Source organism: Deltaproteobacteria bacterium (assembly GCA_016180855.1).
GTDB lineage: Bacteria > UBA10199 > UBA10199 > JACPAL01 > JACPAL01 > JACPAL01.
The window spans coordinates 1-24,082 of record JACPAL010000004.1 but is presented as its reverse complement, the minus strand read 5'-3'; the positions used below and the strand labels follow the sequence as shown (position 1 = coordinate 24,082).

24 protein-coding genes and 1 other RNA gene are annotated in these 24,082 nt (G+C 50.0%); 7 read left to right on the top strand and 18 right to left on the bottom strand.

Annotated features, from left to right (window positions below; translation table 11 throughout):
* On the bottom strand, positions 1-429 hold the full coding sequence (locus HYT77_02335; GenBank protein ID MBI2066839.1) for a hypothetical protein: 429 nt from the start codon (positions 427-429) through the stop codon (positions 1-3).
* A 301-nt stretch (positions 430-730) separates the two neighbouring features.
* Between HYT77_02335 and HYT77_02330 the strand changes: the two genes are divergently transcribed.
* Complete coding sequence (locus HYT77_02330) at positions 731-2,194, top strand: hypothetical protein (GenBank protein MBI2066838.1); 1,464 nt, start codon at positions 731-733, stop codon at positions 2,192-2,194.
* Between the two features lie 310 nt (positions 2,195-2,504).
* Here the strand turns inward: HYT77_02330 and HYT77_02325 are convergent, their stop codons facing one another.
* The 3 genes from HYT77_02325 to HYT77_02315 all read right to left on the bottom strand — a co-directional run bounded on the left by HYT77_02325 (position 2,505) and on the right by HYT77_02315 (position 4,413).
* Entirely contained in the window at positions 2,505-3,650 is a 1,146-nt protein-coding gene (locus HYT77_02325) for a Fic family protein (protein MBI2066837.1), read from the bottom strand.
* Positions 3,651-3,868: 218 nt separating this feature from the next.
* Positions 3,869-4,198 carry a DUF5615 family PIN-like protein gene (locus HYT77_02320; protein ID MBI2066836.1) on the bottom strand — a complete coding sequence of 110 codons (330 nt, stop codon included), beginning with the start codon at positions 4,196-4,198 and terminating at the stop codon, positions 3,869-3,871.
* On the bottom strand, positions 4,195-4,413 hold the full coding sequence (locus tag HYT77_02315; GenBank protein ID MBI2066835.1) for a DUF433 domain-containing protein: 219 nt from the start codon (positions 4,411-4,413) through the stop codon (positions 4,195-4,197). The genes HYT77_02320 and HYT77_02315 overlap by 4 nt, the downstream gene beginning before the upstream one ends.
* Before the next feature lie 349 nt (positions 4,414-4,762).
* On the opposite strand from HYT77_02315, the gene HYT77_02310 reads away from it, so the two are divergent.
* Positions 4,763-5,113, top strand: a complete 351-nt coding sequence (locus HYT77_02310) for a hypothetical protein (protein ID MBI2066834.1) — start codon at positions 4,763-4,765, stop codon at positions 5,111-5,113.
* Between the two features lie 464 nt (positions 5,114-5,577).
* Here the strand turns inward: HYT77_02310 and HYT77_02305 are convergent, their stop codons facing one another.
* The 11 genes from HYT77_02305 to HYT77_02255 form a co-directional block, all read right to left on the bottom strand.
* On the bottom strand, positions 5,578-6,078 hold the full coding sequence (locus tag HYT77_02305; protein ID MBI2066833.1) for an NYN domain-containing protein: 501 nt from the start codon (positions 6,076-6,078) through the stop codon (positions 5,578-5,580).
* Positions 6,079-6,141: 63 nt separating this feature from the next.
* Complete coding sequence (locus tag HYT77_02300) at positions 6,142-6,651, bottom strand: hypothetical protein (protein ID MBI2066832.1); 510 nt, start codon at positions 6,649-6,651, stop codon at positions 6,142-6,144.
* On the bottom strand, positions 6,648-6,956 hold the full coding sequence (locus tag HYT77_02295; protein ID MBI2066831.1) for a hypothetical protein: 309 nt from the start codon (positions 6,954-6,956) through the stop codon (positions 6,648-6,650). Before HYT77_02295 ends, HYT77_02300 begins: the two co-directional genes overlap by 4 nt.
* Before the next feature lies 1 nt (position 6,957).
* On the bottom strand, positions 6,958-7,368 hold the full coding sequence (locus HYT77_02290) for a hypothetical protein (GenBank protein ID MBI2066830.1): 411 nt from the start codon (positions 7,366-7,368) through the stop codon (positions 6,958-6,960).
* A gap of 14 nt (positions 7,369-7,382) precedes the next feature.
* Positions 7,383-7,796, bottom strand: coding sequence for a hypothetical protein (locus HYT77_02285; protein MBI2066829.1), 414 nt, complete (start codon positions 7,794-7,796; stop codon positions 7,383-7,385).
* 62 nt (positions 7,797-7,858) lie between these two features.
* Positions 7,859-9,445 (bottom strand): hypothetical protein, encoded by a 1,587-nt coding sequence (locus tag HYT77_02280; protein MBI2066828.1) that lies wholly within the window; start codon positions 9,443-9,445, stop codon positions 7,859-7,861.
* On the bottom strand, positions 9,378-10,142 hold the full coding sequence (locus tag HYT77_02275) for a toprim domain-containing protein (GenBank protein ID MBI2066827.1): 765 nt from the start codon (positions 10,140-10,142) through the stop codon (positions 9,378-9,380). The genes HYT77_02280 and HYT77_02275 overlap by 68 nt, the downstream gene beginning before the upstream one ends.
* Positions 10,139-10,849 carry a hypothetical protein gene (locus HYT77_02270; GenBank protein MBI2066826.1) on the bottom strand — a complete coding sequence of 237 codons (711 nt, stop codon included), beginning with the start codon at positions 10,847-10,849 and terminating at the stop codon, positions 10,139-10,141. Before HYT77_02270 ends, HYT77_02275 begins: the two co-directional genes overlap by 4 nt.
* Positions 10,803-11,027, bottom strand: a complete 225-nt coding sequence (locus tag HYT77_02265) for an AlpA family phage regulatory protein (GenBank protein MBI2066825.1) — start codon at positions 11,025-11,027, stop codon at positions 10,803-10,805. Before HYT77_02265 ends, HYT77_02270 begins: the two co-directional genes overlap by 47 nt.
* 137 nt (positions 11,028-11,164) lie before the next feature.
* Positions 11,165-11,797, bottom strand: coding sequence for a hypothetical protein (locus HYT77_02260; protein ID MBI2066824.1), 633 nt, complete (start codon positions 11,795-11,797; stop codon positions 11,165-11,167).
* Positions 11,798-11,990: 193 nt separating this feature from the next.
* Positions 11,991-12,860, bottom strand: coding sequence for a hypothetical protein (locus HYT77_02255; protein ID MBI2066823.1), 870 nt, complete (start codon positions 12,858-12,860; stop codon positions 11,991-11,993).
* Positions 12,861-12,925: 65 nt separating this feature from the next.
* Between HYT77_02255 and HYT77_02250 the strand changes: the two genes are divergently transcribed.
* The 5 genes from HYT77_02250 to HYT77_02230 all read left to right on the top strand — a co-directional run bounded on the left by HYT77_02250 (position 12,926) and on the right by HYT77_02230 (position 21,833).
* A complete protein-coding gene (locus HYT77_02250) occupies positions 12,926-13,171 on the top strand; it encodes a helix-turn-helix transcriptional regulator (protein MBI2066822.1) in 246 nt (81 codons plus the stop codon).
* A gap of 102 nt (positions 13,172-13,273) precedes the next feature.
* The gene (locus tag HYT77_02245; protein ID MBI2066821.1) at positions 13,274-13,495 is read left to right on the top strand and encodes a helix-turn-helix transcriptional regulator; all 222 of its coding nucleotides are present in this window, start codon (positions 13,274-13,276) and stop codon (positions 13,493-13,495) included.
* 79 nt (positions 13,496-13,574) lie between these two features.
* Complete coding sequence (locus tag HYT77_02240; GenBank protein ID MBI2066820.1) at positions 13,575-16,592, top strand: DEAD/DEAH box helicase family protein; 3,018 nt, start codon at positions 13,575-13,577, stop codon at positions 16,590-16,592.
* Between the two features lie 7 nt (positions 16,593-16,599).
* Positions 16,600-19,185 carry a site-specific DNA-methyltransferase gene (locus tag HYT77_02235; GenBank protein MBI2066819.1) on the top strand — a complete coding sequence of 862 codons (2,586 nt, stop codon included), beginning with the start codon at positions 16,600-16,602 and terminating at the stop codon, positions 19,183-19,185.
* A 146-nt stretch (positions 19,186-19,331) separates the two neighbouring features.
* Positions 19,332-21,833 (top strand): hypothetical protein, encoded by a 2,502-nt coding sequence (locus tag HYT77_02230; GenBank protein MBI2066818.1) that lies wholly within the window; start codon positions 19,332-19,334, stop codon positions 21,831-21,833.
* Positions 21,834-21,846: 13 nt separating this feature from the next.
* Here HYT77_02230 and HYT77_02225 read toward each other — a convergent pair whose 3' ends face one another.
* The 3 genes from HYT77_02225 to ssrA form a co-directional block, all read right to left on the bottom strand.
* On the bottom strand, positions 21,847-22,587 hold the full coding sequence (locus HYT77_02225) for a PD-(D/E)XK nuclease family protein (GenBank protein MBI2066817.1): 741 nt from the start codon (positions 22,585-22,587) through the stop codon (positions 21,847-21,849).
* On the bottom strand, positions 22,587-23,807 hold the full coding sequence (locus tag HYT77_02220; protein MBI2066816.1) for an integrase arm-type DNA-binding domain-containing protein: 1,221 nt from the start codon (positions 23,805-23,807) through the stop codon (positions 22,587-22,589). The genes HYT77_02225 and HYT77_02220 overlap by 1 nt, the downstream gene beginning before the upstream one ends.
* Before the next feature lie 175 nt (positions 23,808-23,982).
* Positions 23,983-24,082: a transfer-messenger RNA gene (gene ssrA / locus HYT77_02215) on the bottom strand; the annotation flags it as partial.

Here is a 24,082-nt window from a genome sequence, read left to right as displayed (position 1 = left end):
TCAAGGAATACGAACTTGGATCGGGCCACCCACCCCACTCAAAGCGTCGATATAGCCTCCAACGCCGGACCCGCCCCCGGCCCAGATATACAAAGAAGATATCGCCTCAAAAGGGGGGTCTCTTCCCAACAACCGATGCTCAAGCCTATACCACCCGTCGTCTGTGAAACCCCCGAGCCGAACCACCCCGTTTTCGTCTGTTCTACCGGCACGGATGAGACGATAAGCAATGTGATCATTCCCTTCCTCTCCCTCAATGACCAGCTTGAACAACCTTATCGGATAATTAGGAAGAGGAACCTTTTCTGAGCCGTGATATTTATAGACCTCAAACAAGATACTCTGTTCTGCGTTAGCCACCAATGAAAATGCCGTGGCAAGGAGAACGACAAGGCAACAGATCACACCCTTTTTTGTCCGTTTCTCCATGACTATCCTCACCTACTGCATCAATCCCCTCTCTATTTGTAGAGTAACATGATTCCCCGGCGCCGTCCATGCTTGTGACAATGTCTTCCAATTGAGTGGAGCTAAATCCAAAAGACCCTCCCTGTATTCCACGGCACTCCCGATGCTTACCGCCTGCCCCCTTGGGGTTTCGAGACCTCGAAATGGGGCGAGATTCCGAAGCCTCTCAATAATATCAAGGCTAAATGTTTATAAAATACATTAATATCAATTAGTTATAAAATTACCGCCGCTGGCGTGGGTGTTGCTAAACATAGCTATAATGAACAGTTTTCTATTAGAAAGAATTGTTGGGGCCGTCCTCATGACCGCGCTCTCACTGACCGTCTCTCCCCATTATTGTTTCTCAAAGGTGAAGAGACAAACCGATCTCACTCAAAGGCAGGCTGCCAAAAGGTTTCTTAAGGAAAAAATCACCAAACGACCTTCAAAATCAAAAAAAGAAAGAGGTCTATGGTTCACCGTCATGCCGTTGCATGAAGCGTCTTTAAGCGTTCTCCCCACACAGTTTGTCGTTAACCTAAAATACAGCTCCGACATGGAGGCCTTGATTGAGGAATTAAAAAGTCTGGGTGATTCGGAAGAACTGAACGTCAGAAATCAGTGCCGTGCCGAAAACGGTCCCGGTGGTATTCCAGATCTCCAGGCAGACGAGAGGGCATCCCCTAGGACGGATCCTGCAAACATCGATACCTGCGGCAGTGCCCGGACATTCCTCGATGAGGTCCGGGCATCCGCCAGTCTGGATCCGACTACGAAGCTGAAAAACTGCATCGCTCAGAGCAGGCCGGATTTCTTAAAGATGATGGGGATCCTTTCCTGTATGGCACCCAGCACGAAGTTTCAGCCTCAGAATATGCTCGCCACTTTAATGAAAATTTCTGGTGAGCCGCCACAAACCGTGGATCCAAATCCGATCGAGCATGTCGCGGACTGGAGCGTCACCCAGGGGATCAGTGTCAACGACCGTGGCGAGGTCGGGTCTGCAGGCTCTTTTTCCGTTAATGGTTTTGGAGGCCGTGGCAGCATTACAGCTGGTGGGAGTGGAAACTTTACCTTCACCGGTGGACCGATGTTTGGAGAAACTTACAGCTTCACGACACCGGCAAATGGCCAGAGTCAGTCTAGTCAACCGATGGCCAACACAGTAACGGGTCGTGCCCCCGAGTTGACGAATGCTGATATCGCCGAAGTCGCCTCCCAGAATCCCCCGCCGCAAAACCCTCCTCCGAAGAAAGAGAGAGAGGAGGAGGAAGAGGATACGGATCCCCCTTCGGACAAAACAACCACCACGCCGATTGATCCCGCATCGGGTGGAAGTCAGATCCCTGAGGAGTGCCAGAGGGAGATGATGGAGCAGGCAAAAGAAAGGGGCGAAGACATCGATTATAATGGAGATCCCGGTCGAACGGACCCGGAGGACCCTAATCAGACGGGAGAACGACCAATGGTTGTGACCTGTATTGAAGAGTCCGTACATTCTTTCAAACAAGACGATTGTGAATTAGACCAGCGGACGTTCCGAGATCCGGATCAACCGAGCCTCTGCGACGACCGAAATTCGCAAGGGGAACAGGTTGACCGTGCTGTGTGGGATCGCAATTACGGAAGAATTGACCCCGATGATACCACAGGCACAAACAACGGGAACACCCCTCCGATCCAATCGGACGAACCTGATTGTGAGATGAATCCCACCGATCCCCGTTGCATCAATCCAGAATAGGTCGCCGCTCAGACAGGCATTTTGTTCTCAATCCTGATGATTTATAAGCAATTTCAATAACTTGCCATCCGGCAATGGGTTTTGTCCTTTCCATTCCCGATCCGCGTCCTGAACATGTAGCGGCGATCGCGTGGCTGAACGAGTCGAGCAGTGCGAATCGCCACGCGTGCCTGGCACCAGCATGTGTGATGGACTTTCTTGGACTTTACTGGACTATCAATATGTGGAGGCGGGGGGAATCGACCTAACCATCTAAGTTCTCATGATCACTTGATTTCATCTTAAGTCGTCAAGTCAGTTGCACCCATGTTCATTCATCAGAAGGTTCCTTTCGTAGAGTCTCTGCAAGAGCGTAGCTGGTACTGCGCCCACGTGCTGGGTCTTTGACCAGGATGTGCCGCACGACTAGATTGTCAATGTCACGCAGCGCCGTATCCTGCGAGCACTTGGCTAACTTCGCCCATTTCGACGAAGTAAGCTTGCCCGACTCGGGCTTACCTTCAAATCCATCGAGAAGACGGTTGATGACAAGGCGTTGCCGGTTGTTCAAGGATTGGCCTTCATGTTCTTTCCAAAAGCGTGCTTTTTTCATCACACCCGCGAGAATGGTTTCTGCGCCGTCAAAGGCGCGATCAAGACAGCAGAAGAACCAATCGAGCCAGGGCGTGATGTCGAGGTTGCCCTTCTGTGTGGTTTCGAGAATGTCATAATAGGCCTTTCGCTCTTCCCGGATCTGCGCCGACATACTGTAGAAGCGTTGCACACTGTTCTCTGAGCGCGCGAGCGTAAGGTCGGCGATGGCGCGTGCCATACGACCATTGCCGTCGTCGAAAGGGTGGATGGTGACAAACCAAAGGTGAGCAACGCCTGCCTTGAGAACCAAATCGGCGGGTTCATCTTTATTGAACCAATTCAGAAATGCCTTCATCTCCGAGTGCAGGCGTCCCGTAGCGGGTGCCTCGTAATGGACCCGCTCGCGGCCCACCGCACCGGAAACAACCTGCATCGGGCCGGCCTTGTCTTTACGCCATGCCCCGACCGTGATCTTGGTCATGCCGCTACGCCCGGTAGGAAACAGAGAGGCGTGCCATCCAAACAAGCGGTCAGCGGTCAGCGGATCGGCGAACTTTTGAGTGGCATCGAGCATCATTTCGACAACCCCTTCCACGTTGCGGTCGGCGGGTCTCAATGCCCCGATATCCATACCCAACCGGCGCGCAATCGAGGATCGGACTTGGTCCTTGTCGAGGATCTCACCTTCTATTTCGCCTGACTTAATGACCTCTTCAGTAAGGGCCTCCAAGGCAGCTTCCGCGCGCAGCTTGAATCCAAGTGCCTCCATCCGGCCAATGAACCGTCCCTGCCGGTGCCGTACGGCGGCCAGCTTGGAGGCCAAACGTTCATGGTCCCAACGGAATTTCGGCCACGCCTTCAGCTCATGGATATAGGTCGTCATAATCTCCGCACTTTCTGCGGTTATTATGGGCCCGATTCACCGCAAAAGGCAAGAACAATCTCCGCACAATATGCGGTGATTATTCTTCCTAATCACCGCATGCAGAGCCGCCCTACCCGATAAAAAGATGCTGGCCATTGAAGTAGAAAAAAACTGTCGGACGCTGGCCGGGACAGTTTTCAGCTCGGGGAAACGCCCCCAAAGTTGCCCCCAACTTTTTACGCAGCAGAGATTCTTATGGAGCTTCCAGACGGCAGTGGTGTTTTTGTCAGGGCATCGAGAACCTTCGGCATCAGCGGCGTCAAAGTCTCGATTTTGTTATCAGCGGCAACCAGAACAACGACTGCCAACGGGGCCTCTTTCAAATTCTGTTGATACTGCAAATTTTTGTCGACGGTAATGAACACATCAAATTCCGAGGCTGCCAATTGAAGCAAAGCGCCGTTCTTGGTTCCTGACCATCCTTTTTCGGGTACGGTAACAACATCGTGCTGTCCCAATAATTTCTTGAGACGCCGTGGGAGGCATTCATCCAAGAGGATTTTCATACCGCCTGGGACAGTGCCGTCTGTTTGGAAAACTCGAGGACACCGATAGCTCGTTCACGACTGACTGTGGGAAAGTCATCCAGAAATTCTTCGAGACGATGGTCAGATTCCAGATAATCAAAAAGTGTTTGCACAGGAACCCGTGTCCCCTTGAACACCGGTTCGCCACCCAGTACATCTTTGGAACAATCAATAAAATGGGAGACTGATTCCATACGCCGTAAATATAGCACACCCACACTCGTTTTCAAGCCTGTTTAAAAGGTCGTTCGGTTTGGGCGGCCCCCCATGTTCATTGGTCAGACGACTTAATAGAAGATTGACAGGATTTTTAGGCCAGCTTAGAAGTTGACCTTCATGATCCGGCCTGTCAATTCTGATCGAGGTTCAGGGTCCCTTCAACTCCGTAACGATCGTCCATCCAATCAGAAGCTTATCGAAAAAATGGCCCCTCTCTCCTACCCAATCGGGGGCCTCCCGGCTTTCCTTGCGCTTGGAGTCACTTTTCAGTTTTTCCGATTAAACTTTTGGAAACCGCTGCTTAATTTCAAAAATAAGCATCCGATGATTTTCGGGGGTCTCTTCGCCATCTCAGCCCTGCAAATTTTTTATCAGATCGGAGAAGATGTTTTTCTTCCCCTTTACGCAAATCTATTAAAACCAAAGATTGCCTCTTTGTTAAATTTCTTTGGAGTCCCTTATCCCTCTTTTGCCGGGGACAATTCAGTCAGTCAATACACCTTGCTTCAGAGGCAGCAGGATTTTATTCGAGAGAGTACCGATCGAGAGCAAGAGATGCTGCGGAAATTACAAGAATCCCAAAAAGCACAACAGGAAATGAAAGATCAACTCAATGGGCTAAGGAAGGAAGTTGATACCCTGCAAGGAATTCCCGTCGATCTCCCAAGTAAATAATCTGTTCATCGGTCTGTTTACAAAATCCGCCATGTTTTGTTAAGGTGCGGTTGATTCTTTGAAGGGTGAACGTCGGCTCCATGCCGTGTGTTCGGAAACGAACCTAGCCTTTCAAAGAATCTTTTATTTGTGTGCTTCATTTCACCCTCGTCCAACCTCCTTTCGAGCAGTTTCCAGACTGCTTGTAAAGTTCAAAAGCCCGTTTTTACTCAGGCTTTTGAACTTCATGGGACATTACTGGACAACTAAATTGTGGAGGCGGCGGGAATTGAACCCGCCTTATAAACCTCTGTAATTACTAGACTTCATCTCTCGCCGTCAATCGAGATGCCCCCAAAGTTGCCCCCACCCTTGAATCTCACTCAATTCCATGTTGACGTTGCCTTCCGTCATGGGATAATGATCTTGAATCACGATCTGAGGCTATCCGAAGGGTTTCGTCCCTGAGGTAATGCCTCTTTTTTTTACCCCTTACTGTGCTCCAGCTTGCCTCTCAACTCGTTCATAAAAACGATATGGCTCATCAGCTTTCTGAATAAGGACGAGTACCGAGTCCGGTTTGGGATCATCAGTTTCAACAACTTGTCGTTCTTCTTGAGATAGTCCACCAGGCAATAAAAATCGCCGTCGCCGGTGACGATCACCGCCTTGTCGTAATGCGGATACTCGACCATCGCATGAAGGACGAGTTCCGCGTCCACGTTCCCCTTCACCTTACCGTCTGGCAAAGACAGTGTGGGCTTGAAGACGAGAATGTAGCCCGCCTTCTGAAGTGATGTGTACAGGTCTTGGTTTTGAGGAATGAACCCGATGAAAAGAAACGCCTTCGAGACCTTGTATTTGTCTTCCAGGTATTTTCGGAATCTCTTGAAGTCGAGGACCCAGCCCTGCTCCCGGATCGCCAGATTCAAATTCTGACTGTCGATGAAGGCGTAGTTGTTCGGGTTGATGGGGGGCGGCATCATCTCCATACTCATAAATGACAGTCCTCGTGGTTTGACAAGCGATTTAAGCGCGTATCTCCTTTTCTATCTGACCGGCAAACAGCGGGACAGATTCAATTGCACCTCGGCCTGATAACCAGAATCAGGGTCAAGTTCGGGAAACAGGGGGTCGAATGTTGGCGTGCCTGTTAGCCGTCGCACGGCTTCAGCCTCCAATCCATGTTCGGCACATGTGACCTCTAGGGCTCGGTCCATCGCCAGCAAACGCGCCTCTAGACGTTTATGCTCAGCCATCACCTCGTGTGCCTGATCTCGCTCCCCACTTTGCATAAGAAGGTGGATGAGTGCAAATGCCGCCCATTGTCGTGTGCGAAGCCGCCAGCAGTCTAAAGCCCAGACTAAGGCCATATGGAAAAAACTATCTCGCCAGTCGCTATATTGAAAATCAATGCAGCAGTAATTCTTCCAAGGAACAGATGATTCCACGCGGTCCATCTCAAGCTCATTCCGGTCGCAGATGTAGCGAAAATACAAAGCGGCTCTTTCTTTGTTTGTTAGATCACCATACAGTTTCGCAACTCGGTCGGCTTTCATGGGCAGTTTCTCCGATGGTCGATGGTGCGTTCCAGAAGTTCAAGCCGTTCTTGAAGCACGGCGGTTTCGTAAGCCCGCCGAAGCAGGTCGAGTACGTAACTAAGTCTGGTACCGTGCTGGGATTCAATTTTACCTGACCGCATGTCTCGATAGACAGAAGCAAGCTCGCGACGGACCGCGTGTGCATCTCTCAAATCGATTTTTGACGGGGGGGTGGGGTCAAGTGAATCGCCTTGCGAGTCATGGACTTCCGAGTCAGTTTTTCCGCCAGAATCATGGGGAATGTTGGCGTGGTTTCGTGCCATATCAGCCTTTGAAGTTCTCTGGGGCAAATCCCCCACCTTCAAAATAGTATTCCTCAAAATCCTTTATTGCCCGATTAATGTTATCAGAAGGATCATCCCAGTCATCCGCCGGGACAAAACCACCAGTCATTAAGTGCTCAGCAATTCTATGCTTAGCCTCTTGTACAATTTTATTCTGCTCTTCAAAGCTAGCTCCTGCCTCTATACGACGGTTGGCGTCCTTTAGGATTCGGTACTGTTCATGAAAATAGCAGACGCAGGGATGGGGGCAGAGAAAACTCGTTCTCAAAGCGCCTTCGTCAAATTTGATATCTTTCCTCCCTTCATTTACAAGCTTTTGCACGATCTCTTTACAATCAACGCAATCTTCTACTGCCTTGAGTGGGACTGCGATTTTATTGGGTTCTTCCATTGGGTTCTCCTTTTTTAAGTGGTTACTGTGGCCCCCTGAAACGTCTCAAGGGTCGCCTGATGGGTCCAAACCTGCGAGACAGTCCAACGATAGATCGAGGTGTTGGCAGGCAGTCCCTTCCGGATCAGGTCTTGTCTCACGCCCTCAAACAGGTCATGGAGCCACCGGACAGTTTTCCCTTCGCCGATGAGTTTCAGGTAGGGTTCGTCAGTTCCAACGAAGTAGACCCGCCCCTGGGTGGGGAGATCCATTCGGAGAATATAGGGGCCATTGACAAGCTCCATGACAGTTTTCTCCCTGATCGACTCCTCACTGAGCGGCGTTAATTTGCCTTCCTCAAGTAAGAAGGCTTCCCAAACACGGTCTTTCGTGCGGCTGTCAGAGAAGACCCTGTTTTCCTCAGTTTTCTTTACGAGAACCCAACCCATAATTTTTTCTCATAGGGGTTGCACTGAGACGGTGAGACGGTCTGTAGAACCGTTCCAGTGTCTCAGCGCACCCCCATACAAAGATTTTTTTTAGCCTCATCGTCCCAAACAAGCCTGGTCTCCTCCCCCGTAAGGGGGTCAAAAAAGGCGATCTCCTGTCCCGTTCGTGGAACCAGCTCTGCAAGCTCTTCCACTGAGGGCAGAACCGAGACGCCTTCTTCCGGAAGTTCCAGCCCAGGTTTATAATGCTTTTGCTTGCCCTCGACCTCATTGTCGGGACACTCCAGATACCCATTGGTAACGGCCCGGTTGAGCCACCTTGAAAGCGACTGCTTGGATAGACCAGTCTTCTGTGCGATTTGCAGGGTTGAGACAGACATATCGCTTACAGACAGGTCTCCCACCGTTTCGACCACCAGCCTTAATCTAGGGTGTATACTGTGCAGCGACTCGACAAACGTTTTCCCCGCAACCGCTCTGGCGAAATAATAGTCAGCCAGTGTTGCCGTTACCACCCTTGTGCTGTCTTGAACAAAGGACTGACGTTGAAATTGATGTAACAAGGCACTTGCCTCGATGATGGCTAAGAGACGAGGAAAGTCGCGTCTTATCCGAATTGGTTTGTCAGGTAAGAGGTCTGCAAGAGACTCGGCGAAAGGAATTTGAATCCTTACAGGTTCAAGTAAATTCTGTGCGTCTTTCCAGATTTTCCAGTCGTTCTTTTGCTGTGGCCTTTCAATGAAGGACCGTGCCTGTCTCTTTTTGACCAATTTTGTTTGTTCATCCGACTCGTTGAGAGCCAACGAAAAATACCGCGTCTCATTTTCCGGGTGCAGAGAGGGGCTGGTGGTTGTTGTCACCAAACCTGTGGGGCCTTCTCGCTCGACCTTTTGTGTTACAAATTGCTTCGTTTTCGGATCGGACGTGACAACATAGAAGATCAGCCGACCCTCTGAGAGAAGAGTTCTTAGATTATAGTCAGCCGCTTCCTTTCCTCTATGGTTCAACATCTCTGCGATAATCAGGAAGCGATGAGAGAAACTCTCTTGCAGATAGACAAGAGCCTGCGCTGACATGCCACTCATATTCAAGTAAGCGTTGGAGGGGAAGAGTTTCAGGGTATTTTCAACGACATAGTTCTTCCCACTTGCCGACTCGGCCTTGAACACAATGTTGATTGGTCTCGCCAAGTGTCTTGATGTAAGGGCAAGGTATAATAACAAAGTATTCTCGCGCTCTCCTTCAACATTTTTCGCGATGGCCTGTCCGGCCTTAAAGAGGAGGCTAGGATCACACAACAGTTTCATAGCCTCGGCTTTTTCCTCTTCTAACAATTCTTTCGGGGCGTCGTCCTTCTTAGAACCCTCAAGAAAATCGTGCACGAAAAGTTTTAATTCATCCTCGATTTTGCATAAGTGCTTGTCGATTTTTTCTTTATCAGTAATCGACTCATAGAATTTACTTCTCGACTTTCGGGTCCAAAGTTTGACCTCATCACGGATCATTTCGTGTCCATCTTTACTGAGTGAGACTACGGCCTTAATTCCAAGCCCATCTGATGAGCAGGTATACGAAAGGATCTTATATTGAAATCCGTCCAGCTCGCAGGAAAGCTCGGTCCCTTCTTGTGAAAAAAATCGGTCGCTCATACTTTTTCCCTTCTCGTAATAGAGCCCTCAGTTGATCGGCAGCTCCCCCTAAACGAAAGAAATCCGAAACGTCATTTTCCTCTGGGGTTCCCTTCAGCGGTAGTTTTACTAATCTGACATTGGCAACCTCATGCAGCAGCCTCGCTGTATTACGAGCCCCTTTGAGGCCAACGGCGTCCACGTCGTAGACAATGAAGATGTTCTTGTCTTGGAATAGGCGAACCCACTCTTTGAGAAAGGTCCCCGCACCGGCTGTGTGAGTGATTGCGTTGTGGAAGCCCTCGTCATGGAGCCGAAAGAGGTCCCACTCACCCTCGCAAAGGATCAGTTCGGATAGAGACAAGTCTCCCAACCACTGCGCGCCGTAACCAGCAGGGATCACGCGCCAGCGTTCTCTCTTCGGAAGTTCATACGCATAACAACGCTGGACAGGCCCAACGGGTATGATGATCACACTGAGGTGACAGACGAATCCTCGGAAGCCACCAGCTGGCGAGTAGCTGCCGTTTCTTTGATAACGAGCAAGAACGCCCTCGTGAACACCGTAGCGATCCAATGTCGCTGAGCTATACGCTTTACCGTTCTCGGCCATCCATTCCAGAGTTTTTGGGCTGAGAGGGTTTCTTGAGATCAGCTTGTGGAAAAACTGACTCTCTCTGCGGCGCTCATTTCTGTATTCTCGGGTTGAGAGGCTCACTGCGTGTTTCTCGCCTCTGACTCAATGCTTTCCGAGATGCTTGACTGTTTGGGGCAACTTTGAGGATTGCTTTGCGCAGCCAGTGAGGATCTATTCCCGGTACTTAATCCAATCAATTCGATGTCGGGTTGTTTTTGATCATGCCGCCAATGATGGACCTCTCTTCGACAATAGGGAGGACAGTCAAATTTTCTGAAATCCTCTAACTCATCATTTGCCCTAGCGTGCTCAGATGGTGTTACGACGAGGCAGAGCCGGAGAGTAGTTTCTGATGTGCCTATTAGAAGTTTCACCCCGTTGCCAAAATATCCTTGACCTACTATGCGACAACCAGAATCCAGCAAAAGCTGGCGCGACCGTCGTTCATTCAGTAATTTTGATGAATAATCACCACAGGCGGCCAACATATCTTCCAGGCACATCCGCTCATCTGCGTCACAATTCTGCCAGTAGTTCATATTGTATTCCTTTTCCTCAAGAGCAATAACGGACCGCACAAGTTCGTGGAAAAAACAGATTCTATCCTTATACAAAAAATTTTCTTTTGGTGGCTCCCCCTCGATGGGCTTATTGGGCTTCGCTTGCACAACACTCTCGGGAAAGGATTCCTCGCACATGTCACACCCTTTAAGAGGCAGTCGCGGTATGTTGTTGTCCATTTTAGTTTCCTCCTTGTTGTTTGTTTGAGTTTCGGGACGTTTCGACACACTTACGAATCCAGCTGTCCACCTCGTCTATGAGCCAACCAACGCACCTCGGGCCAATCTGGATAGGTCGTGGAAAGGCACCGATGGAAATTTTTTGATACAAGGTTGATCGCTTCAAGCCCGTTCTGCGTTCAACATCTTTGCGCCGCAAGATAACGGGATGATCATGTTCAGGCATCACTGTCCTCCTTCGGCACTATGCGGTTGCCAATGACTTTTATTGTTTTTCACAGCACCGTTTTGGAATAAAAATGGTGGGAATTAAACCTGAACGTTAAGGGGGTAACTTTTAGGGACTGCTTCGGAAACAAATCGCTACTTCGTCAAAGGGGAACTTCTTCTGCTAGCTCTAGGGCGACTATGCCAGATGGTCTCAATAGCTTTGTCACCCAAAGTCACCCCTTGTCCCGCAAGAGCAGACTTCACCACGTCGAAGGCACATAATGATTCTGAGGAGTGTGGACGACCCCTGTCCAGTTTCCGCCCCGGGGTCAGTCCTTTTTTGCGCAAGGCATCAATCGCTTCAATTATTGCCTCATTGCGAAAATAATTTTTTTGAGGAGCAGGGCCATGCTGCCGGGGGCGCTTTATCCGCTTGCCATCTGAAAGGCTCGCCCATCCTTCATGACTTCTCAGGATAGATGCGGCCCACTGGGCCAACTTACCCGATAATGGTTTCCCCCGCTCAACCAGATTTGCGACAAGCTCACAAGCGTTATCAAAACTATAGGCACTTTTCGTCTTCATCGCGTTCTCTAGTTCAATTTCTGCCGCCTTCCTTAGTGCTTCATCACGATCCAGGGTATCATCATTGAGGTATACAAGGGATTTAGGAATAAAATCATGACCCATAGCGACATCACTAAGGTGATCGAGCAGTCGGAGTTCTCTTTTCGCGATAGCTAGCGCCCCCTCATAACTGATTGGCGGAGATTTTGCCCTCGACATTACTGGGCCCCTAACATGAGCCGCCATTGATTTTCCATACCCTCAGCCTCGCTCCCGGGGCCCGAACGAAGGTTTCTTTATCTGTGTACTGATACTTGGGCTTTTGAGGTGTGGTGTTTTTACGCGCCATCCTTCTGACTTTGTAGCACCGATGGGCAGTGATTTCTACAGGAGAAAGAGAAGTTCCCTCTTCTTACGACATCTTCTCCCAAGCAGATCGGATTAACTGCACCAGGGCGTCCTTATTCTTCTCCAAGTCCTCCTTGGTGAGTCGCAGTCGGTAGTTGCCGTACCGTTTTTCATAGGCCAGCATGTCCAAGCCCAAGGATTCGATCTTTTCATCAATCTCCTTCGATTGTGGGAGCTTGATGTCGATATTCATCGTAGTTTTCCGGGGTCGGATGACCGTGAAGTTAAGAGGTTGCCCATCCTTCGCCAAGCCGATGTAAAACTTGTTGTACTTGAGCTTGTAACCAGATGCAAAGCCTTGGATGAGCCGCTCGATCTCGTCCACCTGCTCCAATGTAATCTTGGAACCCCTTTTCTCCCAATAAGCCCGGTCGGTCGCCTCTGATGGTTGATCTTCTTCCTCCAAGCCCAGTTCTTGGAGGTCCATGACGGTCGTAAAAGTGATCGTCGTTTGGTTGCCGACCTTCCACGCGTTCATCTGAATAGCGATGAGGGGAATATGGCTGTTGAAGAGATTGATGACGTTCAAGAAGCGGCTGGTGATGTCTTCCGCGATGATGACGGCACAATGATCGTATTGAGGGTATCTTTTTCTTTCGATGTCCCAATACTCGATGGTTCGGATAATATGGGTCTCGTCCGTCTTCCCCAGTTGTATTTCTACCTCATACCGCCGGTCATCCTCCGGGTCTTGGAGAAGGAGATCGAGCCGACCGGCCCCCGGTTGAATCCGCTCCTTGTCCTTGAGGATCAAGTCACCTAACCCCAAGATCGAAGGGTCCTCGGCAATCTTCTCCTGAAGCCATTTCTCACTAAATTCGCTGCTGTTCTTGAGGTCGATGGGTTCTGATTTTACGAAGCTGGAAGGGTTCATGGGAACCTTGAGTATATCCTGCTCTCATTTTGGAAGCAACGTTGATTTGATCGCATTATGCGAGCATGCAGAAGACAATCCACTCTCGTATGGCGCGGGCGGTCCATGAGGCAATCGTGCAGATCAGGAAGAAGGCTGGCTATACGCAGAGAGACTTAGCCAAAAAACTAGGCCGGGAGCATTCCTTCGTGGCTCGGATCGAGCAGGGTGAGCGGCGTGTGGACCTCGTTGAGCTTTATCTGATTTGCAAAGCCTGCAAGACATCGCCGAAGGCGGCCGTCCTCGACCTGCTGAGGAAATTTAACAAATAAGAGCACTTCTCCTTCCTCTGACTCCTCTTACAAAAAGCTTTCGTTGACACCCTACGGACCATGTAGAACACTATGTCACCTTACATAAACGAGGGGTAATTTATGACAGCAAATGAGGTGGCCAATCTAGTCAAAAAATTGCGAGGAGAACTGGATCTTACACAGGAGCAGTTTGCCCAAAAGGTAGGGGTGACTTACAGCACGGTGAACCACTGGGAGAACGGAAAGCGAATGCCTCAACCGTTTCTTATTCGTCGGCTTTTAGAACTTAAAAGTGAGCTGAGCGGTGGTCAAAGGCGCGGGGATAATAAAGTAAAAAGATGAAATTCCATCAATACACGGAACTGGCGGGCCATGATCGGATGCCGCGGTTGTTAGATAAGAAATCAACAGAGAGTGATGCATGAAACAAGTCGTCATCGAAAATCCCATCATCAATTCTCCCTTTGCAGAGCCAAATCGACATTTTCGATTCACGGATGACGGCATCACCGATGAAATCGTTGAGTCACGTCGGATCAGCTCTTACTTTATCCCCGTCGCGAGGCCCAAGAAGAAGGGCAAGCAACTACAATTTGATACGGAATGGACTCAAGACCGGGTCGAAGAAAACAAGTTTATCAATCGCGTTCGCGCAAAAGTTTCCCAATGGCGAAGCGGCGGCTATACCAGCGTCACAAAAACCACGCGCGCTCTGCTGGAGTATTGGAATAATCCGGCCCGCGACAAGAAACTCTTCTTTTGCCAAATTGAAGCCCTTGAGACGGCGATCTACATCACCGAGGTCGCCGGCAAATATGATCCCTGGATCGAGAACGACCTGCGCCGGGAAAACGAGGCCGCCAATCCTCTGCTATTTCGCATGGCCCTTAAAATGGCGACCGGCAGCGGTAAAACCGTTGTCATGGCGATGCTCATCGCTTGGCACGCGCTCAACAAACTTGCCAATCCTCAAGACGCTCGTTTCTCAGATTCTTTTCTGATTGTTACTCCGGGCATTACGATCCGCGATCGTCTACGAGTCCTTCTTCCGAACGATCCGGAAAATTATTACCGCCAGCGCGACGTCCTTTCATCAGATTTGATGATGGAACTCGGCAAGGCCAAAATTCTAATCACCAACTTCCATGCCTTCAAACTTAAGGAACGCGTTTCGGCCGGAAAACTTACCAAGAGTATTCTCGCCCGTGAAGGAAATAGTCCCTTTACGGAAACGCCCGACCAAATGGTCCATCGGGTCTGCCGTGAATTCGGTAACAAGAAGAATATCATGGTCATCAATGATGAAGCCCACCATTGTTACCGCCGAAAACCTGACGGTGAAGGAGAGCAACTTAAAGGGGACGAAAAGAAAGAGGCGGAGAAACGAGACGAAGAGGCTCGTATCTGGATCTCAGGGCTTGAGGCGATCAAGTCGAAGATCGGCGCCAAAGTGGTTTACGATCTCTCCGCGACTCCCTTCTTTCTGAAAGGTTCCGGGTATCCCGAGGGAACTCTTTTCCCATGGGTTGTTTCGGATTTTTCCCTGATTGACGCCATTGAATCCGGGATTGTGAAGGTGCCTCGTGTGCCCGTGGCCGACGATTCCATGACCGGTGAACAGCCGACCTATCGTGACCTGTGGTTGCGCATTCGTGAGCATCTACCCAAGAAGGGGCGGCGAACCGATGAGATCCTCGGAGACCCGAAACTTCCCGTTGAATTGGAAGGCGCGCTCCAAAGCCTTTATGGAAATTACGAAAAAAATTATCGCAGATGGGCGGAAAACGAAGAAGCGCGTCTGCTCAAAGGCCTGACGCCTCCTGTCTTTATCGTGGTGTGCAACAATACCAATGTTTCCAAGCTGGTCTTTGACTATGTCGCGGGATGGGAAAAACCGATGCCTGACGGTTCTTCCGTCGTTGTTCCGGGCAAACTACCCATTTTCAGCAATGAAGAGCACCACAAGTGGGCTCTGCACCCAAACACCGTCTTGATTGACAGCGAACAGCTCGAATCGGGTGAAGCCATGAGTGATGAATTCAAACTTATGGCAAAGAAGGAAATCGATGAGTTCAAAGAAGAATACCGTGTTCGTTTCCCGGGTCGAGATGCCGAAGAACTCACGGATGAAGATCTCCTTCGCGAAGTGATGAACACCGTTGGCAAGCCGGGGAAGCTCGGCGAACACGTGAAGTGCGTCGTGTCCGTCTCCATGCTAACGGAGGGTTGGGACGCCAATACGGTGACTCACATCCTTGGCGTTCGCGCCTTCGGAACGCAGCTTCTATGTGAACAAGTGGTCGGTCGTGGATTGCGTCGCATGAGTTACGCGGCGGATGAACGCAGTTTCTTTACGCCTGAGTATGCCGAGGTCTACGGCGTTCCTTTCTCATTTATTCCTTGTTCCGGATCAAATTCCAATCCAAAGCCCGGTCCGACTCCTACTCGCGTGCGTGCATTGGAGGATCGTATTGATTGTGAAATCACGTTCCCGCGTCTCTTGGGCTACCGGTTTGAAATGCCGGAGGAACGGTTTGAGGTTCGATTTACGGATGATTCAAAACTGGCCCTGACGACCGCCGACGTCCCGACCAAGACGGAAAATGCCCCCATCGTTGGTGAGAGTAGCATTCATACCCTAGACGATTTGAAGCGCCGTCGTCCGCAAGAAGTAGCCTTCCTCCTCGCAAAACTCACGTTGGAGAAATACTTCCGGGCGGATGGTGAAATTTCATCGGACAAGCCCAAGGAGCATCGCTTCGATAGCGAGGTGAAATCGTGGCTCTTTCCTCAACTCCTTTCCGTTGCCAAGCGCTGGTTATCGGAATGCGTGATCTGCAAAGACAACACTTTCCCTCAGATGCTCTTGCTCATCGGGCTTGCCCACGACGCCTCCGACCGGATTTACAAGGCAATCGTCCGATCTTACCAAGGCGAAAAGATTCTCAAGCCGATTCTTCGACCTTATGACACCGTGGGTTCCACCCGATACGTCGATTTCGACACGACCCGGCCCGTCTACGTGACCAATCCATCCAAGTGCCATATCAGCCACGTGGTGGCCGATACGGAATCCTGGGAACAGAAAATGGCCCAGGTCTTGGAGGATGAATTGGATGACGTTGTCTGTTACGTGAAAAATTTCAATCTTGGTTTCATGATTCCCTACACGATCAACGGCGAGGAAAGGAATTACATCCCGGACTTCGTCGTGTGCCTTCACAATGGCAGAGGAGATCCGCTGAATCTCATTATTGAGGTGACGGGTGAAAAGAAGAAGGACAAGGCGGCTAAGGTGGGTACGGCGAGGGATTTATGGGTTCCTGCGGTCAATAATCACGGCGGTTTCGGCCGGTGGGCCTTCCTTGAGATTGCAGATCCTTGGGATGCAAAGAATACGATCAGCGGTGAATTGAAAAAAATCAAGTTGGAAACGTGAGGTAAAAATGGCTCGGAGAAAAGCGGAGAGATCCGTTCCTATTGAGGTTGTCAAACACAAGGACAAGCGCAGCAACATTCCCACGGAGGAACTTCGCGATTTTGTTGCTGAACAAGAGAAAAAACCTAAGACGGTGCTTTATCCGCGCGACCCTTCCCTCGATCCTCAATTGGTTTGGAAAGGCAAAGACGAACAGGATGCACAAGATTTGGCTGTGCCGGCGGTCCCCATTTACATCCAGGAAAAAATCCACCCACAAGCAATCATTGAGAATCTGAAGGCTGAGGCGAAAAAAGAAGCGCCTGGGCAAGTCTCGCTCTTCGCTGATTTTAACGGTATCAAATTTGAAGATCTGATCGACTTCTACCACCACGAGCAGAATTGGGCGAATCGAATGGTCTTGGGTGACTCCCTTATGGTTATGACGAGCCTTGCCGAAAAGGAGGGCCTTAAAGGCAAGGTTCAGATGATTTATGTCGATCCTCCCTATGGCATCAATTTCGGTTCAAACTGGCAGGTCTCCACCAGAAAACGCGACGTGAAAGACGGCAAGGCCGAAGACGCCACCCGCCAGCCCGAACAAATCCGTGCTTTTCGCGACACCTGGAGGCTTGGCATCCACTCCTATCTTGCCTACTTCCGCGACCGCCTCGCCGCCGCCCGCGAACTCCTCACCGAAAGCGGCAGTGTCTTCGTCCAAATCGGCGATGAAAACGTCCACCTCGTGCGGTGTGTAATGGATGAGGTGCTCGGTGCGGAGAACTTCGTATCTCAGATTGCATTTGCAAAAACAACGGGCTTCTCCTCAGATTTCGTGAGCAATATCTGTGATGAAGTATTGTGGTACGCGAAATGCAAAGAGAGGTGCAAATTTAGAAGTCTTTATGGCGAAAAGCGTGAAGGGGAAACTGGTGCGAGTAAGTACCGTCCACTCGAAACTATTAAAGCCGCGTCTGACTTGGGGCACGGAATGGATCGTCTGGCCGTATCAGATCAGCTGACATCCCAAGGACCATCAAATGCGGATCAAGCCTTTCAATTTGAAGGGCAATCCTGGGCACCACCTACTGGGATGCATTGGAAGACAACAGTCGATGGCCTAAGGCGTCTAGAGTATGCAAGACGTATTTTTGTTGAAGGCAACTCCATTCGCTATCTGCGATTCTTGGATGATTTCGCAGCATCTCCAATGTCAAATGTTTGGTTGGACATTGGAGGAATTCAGAGCCGGACAGATCCAAAAGTCTATGTTGTTCAGACAGCAACTGAAGCTGTGAAGCGGTGCATTTTGATGACAACCGACCCCGGCGATCTAGTGTTCGACCCGACATGCGGGAGCGGGACGACGGCATATGTGGCCGAGCAGTGGGGCCGACGGTGGATTACTTGTGATACTTCGCGTGTTGCTTTGGCATTGGCCCGCACACGGTTGATGGCAGCAAAATATCCATATTATATTCTTGCGGATTCACCTGAGGGTCTGAAAAAAGAGGCGGAAATTTCTGGGCAGCTGCCTCCTGATCAGAAAACCGAAGGCGATGTCAAAAAAGGTTTTGTCTATAAGCGAGTTCCTCATGTCACTCTTAAATCAATAGCAAACAATCCGGATATCAAGAAAGGTATGAGCCTCCAAGAAATCGATGCGGCCATTGCTCGCCGCGCCGATACTGAAACCCTCTACGATCAGCCCTATGAGGACAATCGGCGCATTCGAGTGACAGGACCCTTTACCGTTGAAAGCCTCTCTCCGCACCGAGTCCTCTCGTCGGACGACCGTCCAGAATCCGAAAAAGCAGCTACTAAGGCAACGGGTTCAGGGCAGTTCGAAACAATGATTTTGGAAAATCTGAAAAAGGCAGGTGTTCAAAATACGATCAAGAAAGAAAGGCTCATCTTTGATCGATTGGAACCATATGCAGGTCTCTATATTCACGGAGTCGGAGAATATTCAGAAACTGGAAAAACGCGCCGCGTGGCGATCTGTATTGGGCCTGAAAATGGAACAGTTGGTCCCGAGCTTGTGAAAGAGGCGGCAAAGGAAGCCGTCAAAGGAGTTGGTTTCGACCTTCTCGTAATCTGCGGCTTTGCTTTTGATCCCCACGTGAATGAAGAAACAAAAAACTTTGGTAAATTGACGGTACTCATTGCCAGAATGAATCCAGACCTCGCAATGGGAGACGAACTCCTCAAAAAAACAGGCGCCGGGAATCTCTTCACCGTCTTTGGGGAACCCGACGTTGAAATCAAGAAGCAAAAGGATGGCAAAATCGTCGTCGAAATTAACGGCGTGGACGTTTACGACCCAACCACTGGGGAGATCCGTAATCGCTCGACCGATGATATCGCCTGTTGGTTTATTGATACAGCCTACAATGGGGAGAGTTTCTTCGTCCGCCATGCCTATTTTACTGGAGCAGATGAGCCTTACGAAAAACTTAAACGTGCTCTAAAGGCTGAAATTGATGAGGCCGCATGGACTGCTCTCTATTCGACGAAGAGCCTACCCTTCGACACACCCAAAACCGGCAAGATCGCTATAAAAGTAATCAATCATTATGGAGATGAGGTGCTGAAGGTTTATGAAATCAAATGAAAGGGTTAGGTCTCAGGTTGACAAAAAAATCTTCTCGACACGGAGCCCTATTGGGCAATCAGAGACCTGCCCAAATCCGAATCGTAATTGGTGGTTTATGACATTATGACCTCACTGAGGGTAGTAAAGTTCTAAAGGTAATGCCTATGCAAAGCTCGTTAAGCATACGTGTGGAATATAGGCCCATCAAAATCGGATGGTGTGTCCATGAGGGCAACTTCCAGGAGCTTGAAGAAGCAATGCGATTCAGCCACACGCTATGGGGAGGTAGACACAATCCCATTATTCCCATTAGCGACCTCACTTTCGCCCGCAAGCTCATCAATACGTTTCGTGTAGATGCTTTGTACCCAATGAGAAGTGACCCTGAAATGGAGAAGTTCATCGGGCAGTTTCCTCATTTACCTTGGCCATTATTCCACAAGGAATTATTTATCGACGGTCTGGATGGTAAAATCAACACCGCGTTGGACGTACAGCACCCGTTAAGATTCATCTATGAAGAGCAACAGAAAAATCTTCCGGTTCTTCGTGCTACGCCTTCCTTGTTCCAATGGGATCAAGATGACCCTTTGTCGAGAATCTTCTTGGCAACTATGGGAGCATATCCTCCACCGGAGGAGACAGGGCATAAGTATGAATCCATGTTTGAGAAATACCTCACCCCTGTAAAACTCACACTCAACAAACAAAGTGCCGTCCCCAACGATCTTCATAAAAGGTTCTTCCCGAACGCGCTGATCGAGACTCTCTTGCATAGAGATTGCAATCCTCATTGGGAGGGAGAAGGCTTTTATTACGGCGATGCAAATGATTTTGAGGACGTGGTTAATTTCTGGAATCTGCGAGCCTCTGATATTGATTTGTTCTTTTATGATCCCAGCCATGCACAACGCCTCGATGGTTTAAAAGATAACTACACCAAAGCCATTTTGGCGCGGCCATCACGGTTTGGTGATGGTAAGCGGGTTGCTGTTTGGGGGAAGAACCATGAGGTGTTAAGGGATATTCCTGCCTTTGAGTCAAAGGGTATGAGGTGTGCCGTTGGCTCTCAGGACAGCGACGGTGGAATCTGGAATGGCCTAAACATTAAACCTCCGGTGATGCATTTTGATTCTCAATCCTGCTTAGCCACCGTCTCAAAAAATCAAGAACAACCCGTTGTGTCCTTTGAGCTTCCGGACAGGCCATTCTCACGGGACAGTCGTCTTTGTCACCAACACGCAATCGTCTCTATTTGGCCGATTACTGACCTGTCCAAGGGAGGAGATTGGACATTACAAGTCCCTTACATTCCTGAGTTGAATGAATACTTCGGGCGTGAATGTCACTTTGAGTGGAACGGAGCAAGAGCTGAATGGGAAGGACTGGGAGTGGTCATTGGGATTCATCAAGAGATTATGACCTTGAATGCTTTGCGCTGTAGAGAAGTGATTTCAAAAACGTTTGAAGCCTTTGGAATGGAATCCAAACCCAGCCCAGCAGGATTGATTTGCAACCGACTCATACAACAATTGCAAGGACTTCAAGGGTGTCGAGTTTTCAAAATCAGTGGAGTACGTGACCTGATTGAAAATTATGGCCCTGATCAATCCTTTACACGGGGCGGAGCAATCCAAACCATACGGCAGGACAATGCACAGCTTACAGTATCGAGCAAAGTTGGAAAATCTTTGAAGCACCTTTCTGACAACGGAGCTTACAAAATTGGGGTGGAACTCAAGTGTGAAGGCTGCCTGTTTACATTCTGGTCACCTTTTGACGGGCTGAAAACCGTTGTAAGCTGTGAACGTTGTCATCATGAAATTAAAATTCCTCCCCATCTTTGCGAGCGAGATCCCCAAGCTCCACCACCGCGCTTTTCACAATTTGAGCATCTGTTCATAGAATCTCGTGAAACCCCGAAGTTGTCCCCGGAAGATGTGCTGAAATACCTCGTAAAGAATGGGGTGTTTAGAGCCGGTCTAGAACTGACATGTAAGAGCTGTGAACTTACCTTTTGGAAGCATCTTGATGATGTAAAAACCAGATTAAATTGTGATTACTGTGGGAATGAATTCGACATCACTCCTCAACTTCGTGATCGGGACTGGGCATATCGGAGGTCCGGGTTATTCGGCCGGGACGATAATCAAGCTGGCAGCATTCCTGTTACCCTCACCTTGCAACAGCTGGACACCTTCACCCACATGAATCCTGCTATTTATTCCACTTCAATGGAGATCGAACCCAAAACGGCTTCCATTGACAAATGTGAAACTGACTTTGTGTTGCTCACCAGGGCACACGGACCGAAAGTCCAAATTGTGATTGGCGAGTGTAAGACCCGAAAAGAGATCACCGAACAGGACGTAGCGAATTTGGCAAAGGTAGCCGACGCCTTCCCCAGGGAAAGATTCGACGTCTTCATTCTGTTTTCAAAGTTGGATGGGTTCTCGGAGGAAGAAATTGAAAGATGCAAGAAAGCCCAGGATCAATATCGGAAGCGCGTCATCATGCTTACAGATAGGGAACTTGAGCCATACTTTATCTATGAAAGGACGGAGAAGGAATTTACCATAGACAGACACGCCATTTCTCTCGACGATCTCGCGAAAAATACGGTTGATATTTTTTTCATTCCACAACTCACCTCTATATCAGCTTAAGTTAGAATCAGTCTCATTCGACCTCTTTACTGAGCGACCTGTACGCGCAAAATTCACAGGCCTCGGATGAGGACGGCAAGGTTTCTGATTTCAGACAAGCGCAGGCGTTCCGAACCGCCTTTTCCACCCACGAGTTGTCACCAACGTGCTTGATTAACTGAATATGAAAACAGAGTGTGCCATTGAATCCGTCGAGATCCCTCCGACCATTGGCATAGACGAAGTATCCGGTATCCGAGACATCGAAGCCCATGCCCCGCATGATCCATTGGTAGATTTCCACCTGGCGCTTGTAGCTGTCTTTCCATTCGTCATCGAGACTGACTTCACCGTCTTTGCTGGTGGCCTTGTAATCGACGACGATCAGCTTGCCGTCAGGCTGAACCCACACATCGTCGATGGCACCGCTGATGATCAGGTTGGCCGGTTTGTGGTGGTACTCAAGACCCTTGAAATTCTCGCGCCAGATATCGAGGTCCTTATGTCGAAACGGAACGGCATCCACACCGTTTTCTTTCATCAGGGGGTGCGGTTCTCCCTTGGCGCGATAAACATCGAACTCCTTTTTCAGGAGCACATCGACGGCCATATTAAGCGTGAAGCCTGGCATCGAGGGTTTGTCGATCCCCAACCGGCGGTCTAGATAGAAGCACCGGGGGCACTGGATGAAGCTTTCAAGGCGTGAGCGACTTAGTTTGAATGGCTCGGTCGAGGTAGGCTCGTATAAATTTCGGGTTCGTTTCTTGTAGTCCATCACGCCACCTGACTGGTCAGTGATATCACCTTGGCCCCGCCTCGGAGTTCGTCGAGATAATCCGCCCACTGTTGCATCATCTTCCGGCGTTCGGGCAGGTGGGTGGTGCGGTTGTAGGCCCTTCCTGCCGAGTCGCGTACCTGGTGGGCCAGTTGGTGTTCGATAAATTTGGGATGAACGCCCAAGACTTCGTCGAGGATCGTTCTCGCCATCGCCCGAAAGCCGTGTCCTGTCATGTCATCCTTGGAATATCCCATCCGGCGGAGTGCCGCTAAGATGGCGTTGTTGCTCATCGGCCTTAAATTTGACCGTGCACTGGGAAAGAGATACTGCCCAACACCCGTTAGGGGGTGTAACTCCCGCAGTATTTCGACTGCCTGTCGTGCGAGAGGGACAACGTGAGGCCGTCGCATCTTCATCCTTTCTTGTGGGATGTCCCAGCGGGCGTTCTCAAGATCAAACTCCGCCCACTTGGCCTCTCGGAGTTCAACAGGGCGTACAAACAGCAAGGGGGCCAGACGCAGGGCGCATCGAGTCACAAAGTCCCCTCGGTAACTATCAATGGCCCGCAAGAGTTGGCCGACCTCGTGTGGTTTGGTAATGGCTGCTAAATGATTTTCAGGAACAGGCTGCAAGGCATCGGGCAGATCCCTTGAGATATCGTTTGTTGCCCGTCCGGAGGCGATGGCAAAACGAAATACCTGTCCACAATTCTGTAGAGCCCGATGGGTTGTTTCAAAGGCCCCACGTTCCTCAATGCGACGCAGGACTGACAACAATGCGGGTGCTGTTATACCAGCGATCGGACGCCCACCAATCCAGGGGAAGACGTTTTTTTCAAGTCCCCGCAGAAGCCTTGCACAATAATCTTCCGACCACTCACTCCCCCGTTTGGTGAGCCATTCCCGCGCAATCACCTCAAAGGTATTCGCCGTGTGCTCGGCCCTTGCTAACTCGACCGCCCTGCGGTTCTCACCGGGATCAACCTTGTTGGCCAAGAGTTTTTTCGCCTCTTCCCGACGCTCCCTCGCCACCTTGAGGGTTACGGTGGGGTAGACACCCAAGGAGAGCCGTTTTTCCTTCCCGTCAAACCGATATTTTAACCGCCACCACTTCCCGCCACTGGGAGCGACCTCAAGATAGAGCCCGCCACCGTCAAAGAGACGGACGGTCTTTTCAGGGGGGCAGCAATTCCGTATAGCGGTGTCTGTTAGCGGCATAGCGGTCGATCTGGGGGCAACTCGATGTTTGGGTTTGGCAGTTGCCCCCAAAGTTGCCCCCAAATGGGGGCATCTGTCACTGGACACCCTAATTTCTTGTTGGACGAAAGTAAAGCACAAAAGCCCGTTTTTACACAGGCTTTTGGACTTTCTGGGACTTTACTGGACTATCAATTTGTGGAGGCGCCGGGAATCGAACCCGGGTCCGAGAAACTTCAGTCACAGTCCCTACAGGCTTAGTCTTGAGTTTAAGTCTCGCATCCTGGTGACCTCCA

Excerpts from the sequence above, each read along its gene's own strand:
- HYT77_02335 (MBI2066839.1), bottom strand. The coding sequence starts at position 429 with ATGGAGAAACGGACAAAAAAGGGTGTGATCTGTTGCCTTGTCGTTCTC.
- HYT77_02330 (MBI2066838.1), top strand. The coding sequence starts at position 731 with ATGAACAGTTTTCTATTAGAAAGAATTGTTGGGGCCGTCCTCATGACC.
- HYT77_02325 (MBI2066837.1), bottom strand. The coding sequence starts at position 3,650 with ATGACGACCTATATCCATGAGCTGAAGGCGTGGCCGAAATTCCGTTGG.
- HYT77_02320 (MBI2066836.1), bottom strand. The coding sequence starts at position 4,198 with ATGAAAATCCTCTTGGATGAATGCCTCCCACGGCGTCTCAAGAAATTA.
- HYT77_02315 (MBI2066835.1), bottom strand. The coding sequence starts at position 4,413 with ATGGAATCAGTCTCCCATTTTATTGATTGTTCCAAAGATGTACTGGGT.
- HYT77_02310 (MBI2066834.1), top strand. The coding sequence starts at position 4,763 with ATGATTTTCGGGGGTCTCTTCGCCATCTCAGCCCTGCAAATTTTTTAT.
- HYT77_02305 (MBI2066833.1), bottom strand. The coding sequence starts at position 6,078 with ATGATGCCGCCCCCCATCAACCCGAACAACTACGCCTTCATCGACAGT.
- HYT77_02300 (MBI2066832.1), bottom strand. The coding sequence starts at position 6,651 with ATGAAAGCCGACCGAGTTGCGAAACTGTATGGTGATCTAACAAACAAA.
- HYT77_02295 (MBI2066831.1), bottom strand. The coding sequence starts at position 6,956 with ATGGCACGAAACCACGCCAACATTCCCCATGATTCTGGCGGAAAAACT.
- HYT77_02290 (MBI2066830.1), bottom strand. The coding sequence starts at position 7,368 with ATGGAAGAACCCAATAAAATCGCAGTCCCACTCAAGGCAGTAGAAGAT.
- HYT77_02285 (MBI2066829.1), bottom strand. The coding sequence starts at position 7,796 with ATGGGTTGGGTTCTCGTAAAGAAAACTGAGGAAAACAGGGTCTTCTCT.
- HYT77_02280 (MBI2066828.1), bottom strand. The coding sequence starts at position 9,445 with ATGAGCGACCGATTTTTTTCACAAGAAGGGACCGAGCTTTCCTGCGAG.
- HYT77_02265 (MBI2066825.1), bottom strand. The coding sequence starts at position 11,027 with ATGCCTGAACATGATCATCCCGTTATCTTGCGGCGCAAAGATGTTGAA.
- HYT77_02260 (MBI2066824.1), bottom strand. The coding sequence starts at position 11,797 with ATGTCGAGGGCAAAATCTCCGCCAATCAGTTATGAGGGGGCGCTAGCT.
- HYT77_02255 (MBI2066823.1), bottom strand. The coding sequence starts at position 12,860 with ATGAACCCTTCCAGCTTCGTAAAATCAGAACCCATCGACCTCAAGAAC.
- HYT77_02250 (MBI2066822.1), top strand. The coding sequence starts at position 12,926 with ATGCAGAAGACAATCCACTCTCGTATGGCGCGGGCGGTCCATGAGGCA.
- HYT77_02245 (MBI2066821.1), top strand. The coding sequence starts at position 13,274 with ATGACAGCAAATGAGGTGGCCAATCTAGTCAAAAAATTGCGAGGAGAA.
- HYT77_02240 (MBI2066820.1), top strand. The coding sequence starts at position 13,575 with ATGAAACAAGTCGTCATCGAAAATCCCATCATCAATTCTCCCTTTGCA.
- HYT77_02235 (MBI2066819.1), top strand. The coding sequence starts at position 16,600 with ATGGCTCGGAGAAAAGCGGAGAGATCCGTTCCTATTGAGGTTGTCAAA.
- HYT77_02230 (MBI2066818.1), top strand. The coding sequence starts at position 19,332 with ATGCAAAGCTCGTTAAGCATACGTGTGGAATATAGGCCCATCAAAATC.
- HYT77_02225 (MBI2066817.1), bottom strand. The coding sequence starts at position 22,587 with ATGGACTACAAGAAACGAACCCGAAATTTATACGAGCCTACCTCGACC.
- HYT77_02220 (MBI2066816.1), bottom strand. The coding sequence starts at position 23,807 with ATGCCGCTAACAGACACCGCTATACGGAATTGCTGCCCCCCTGAAAAG.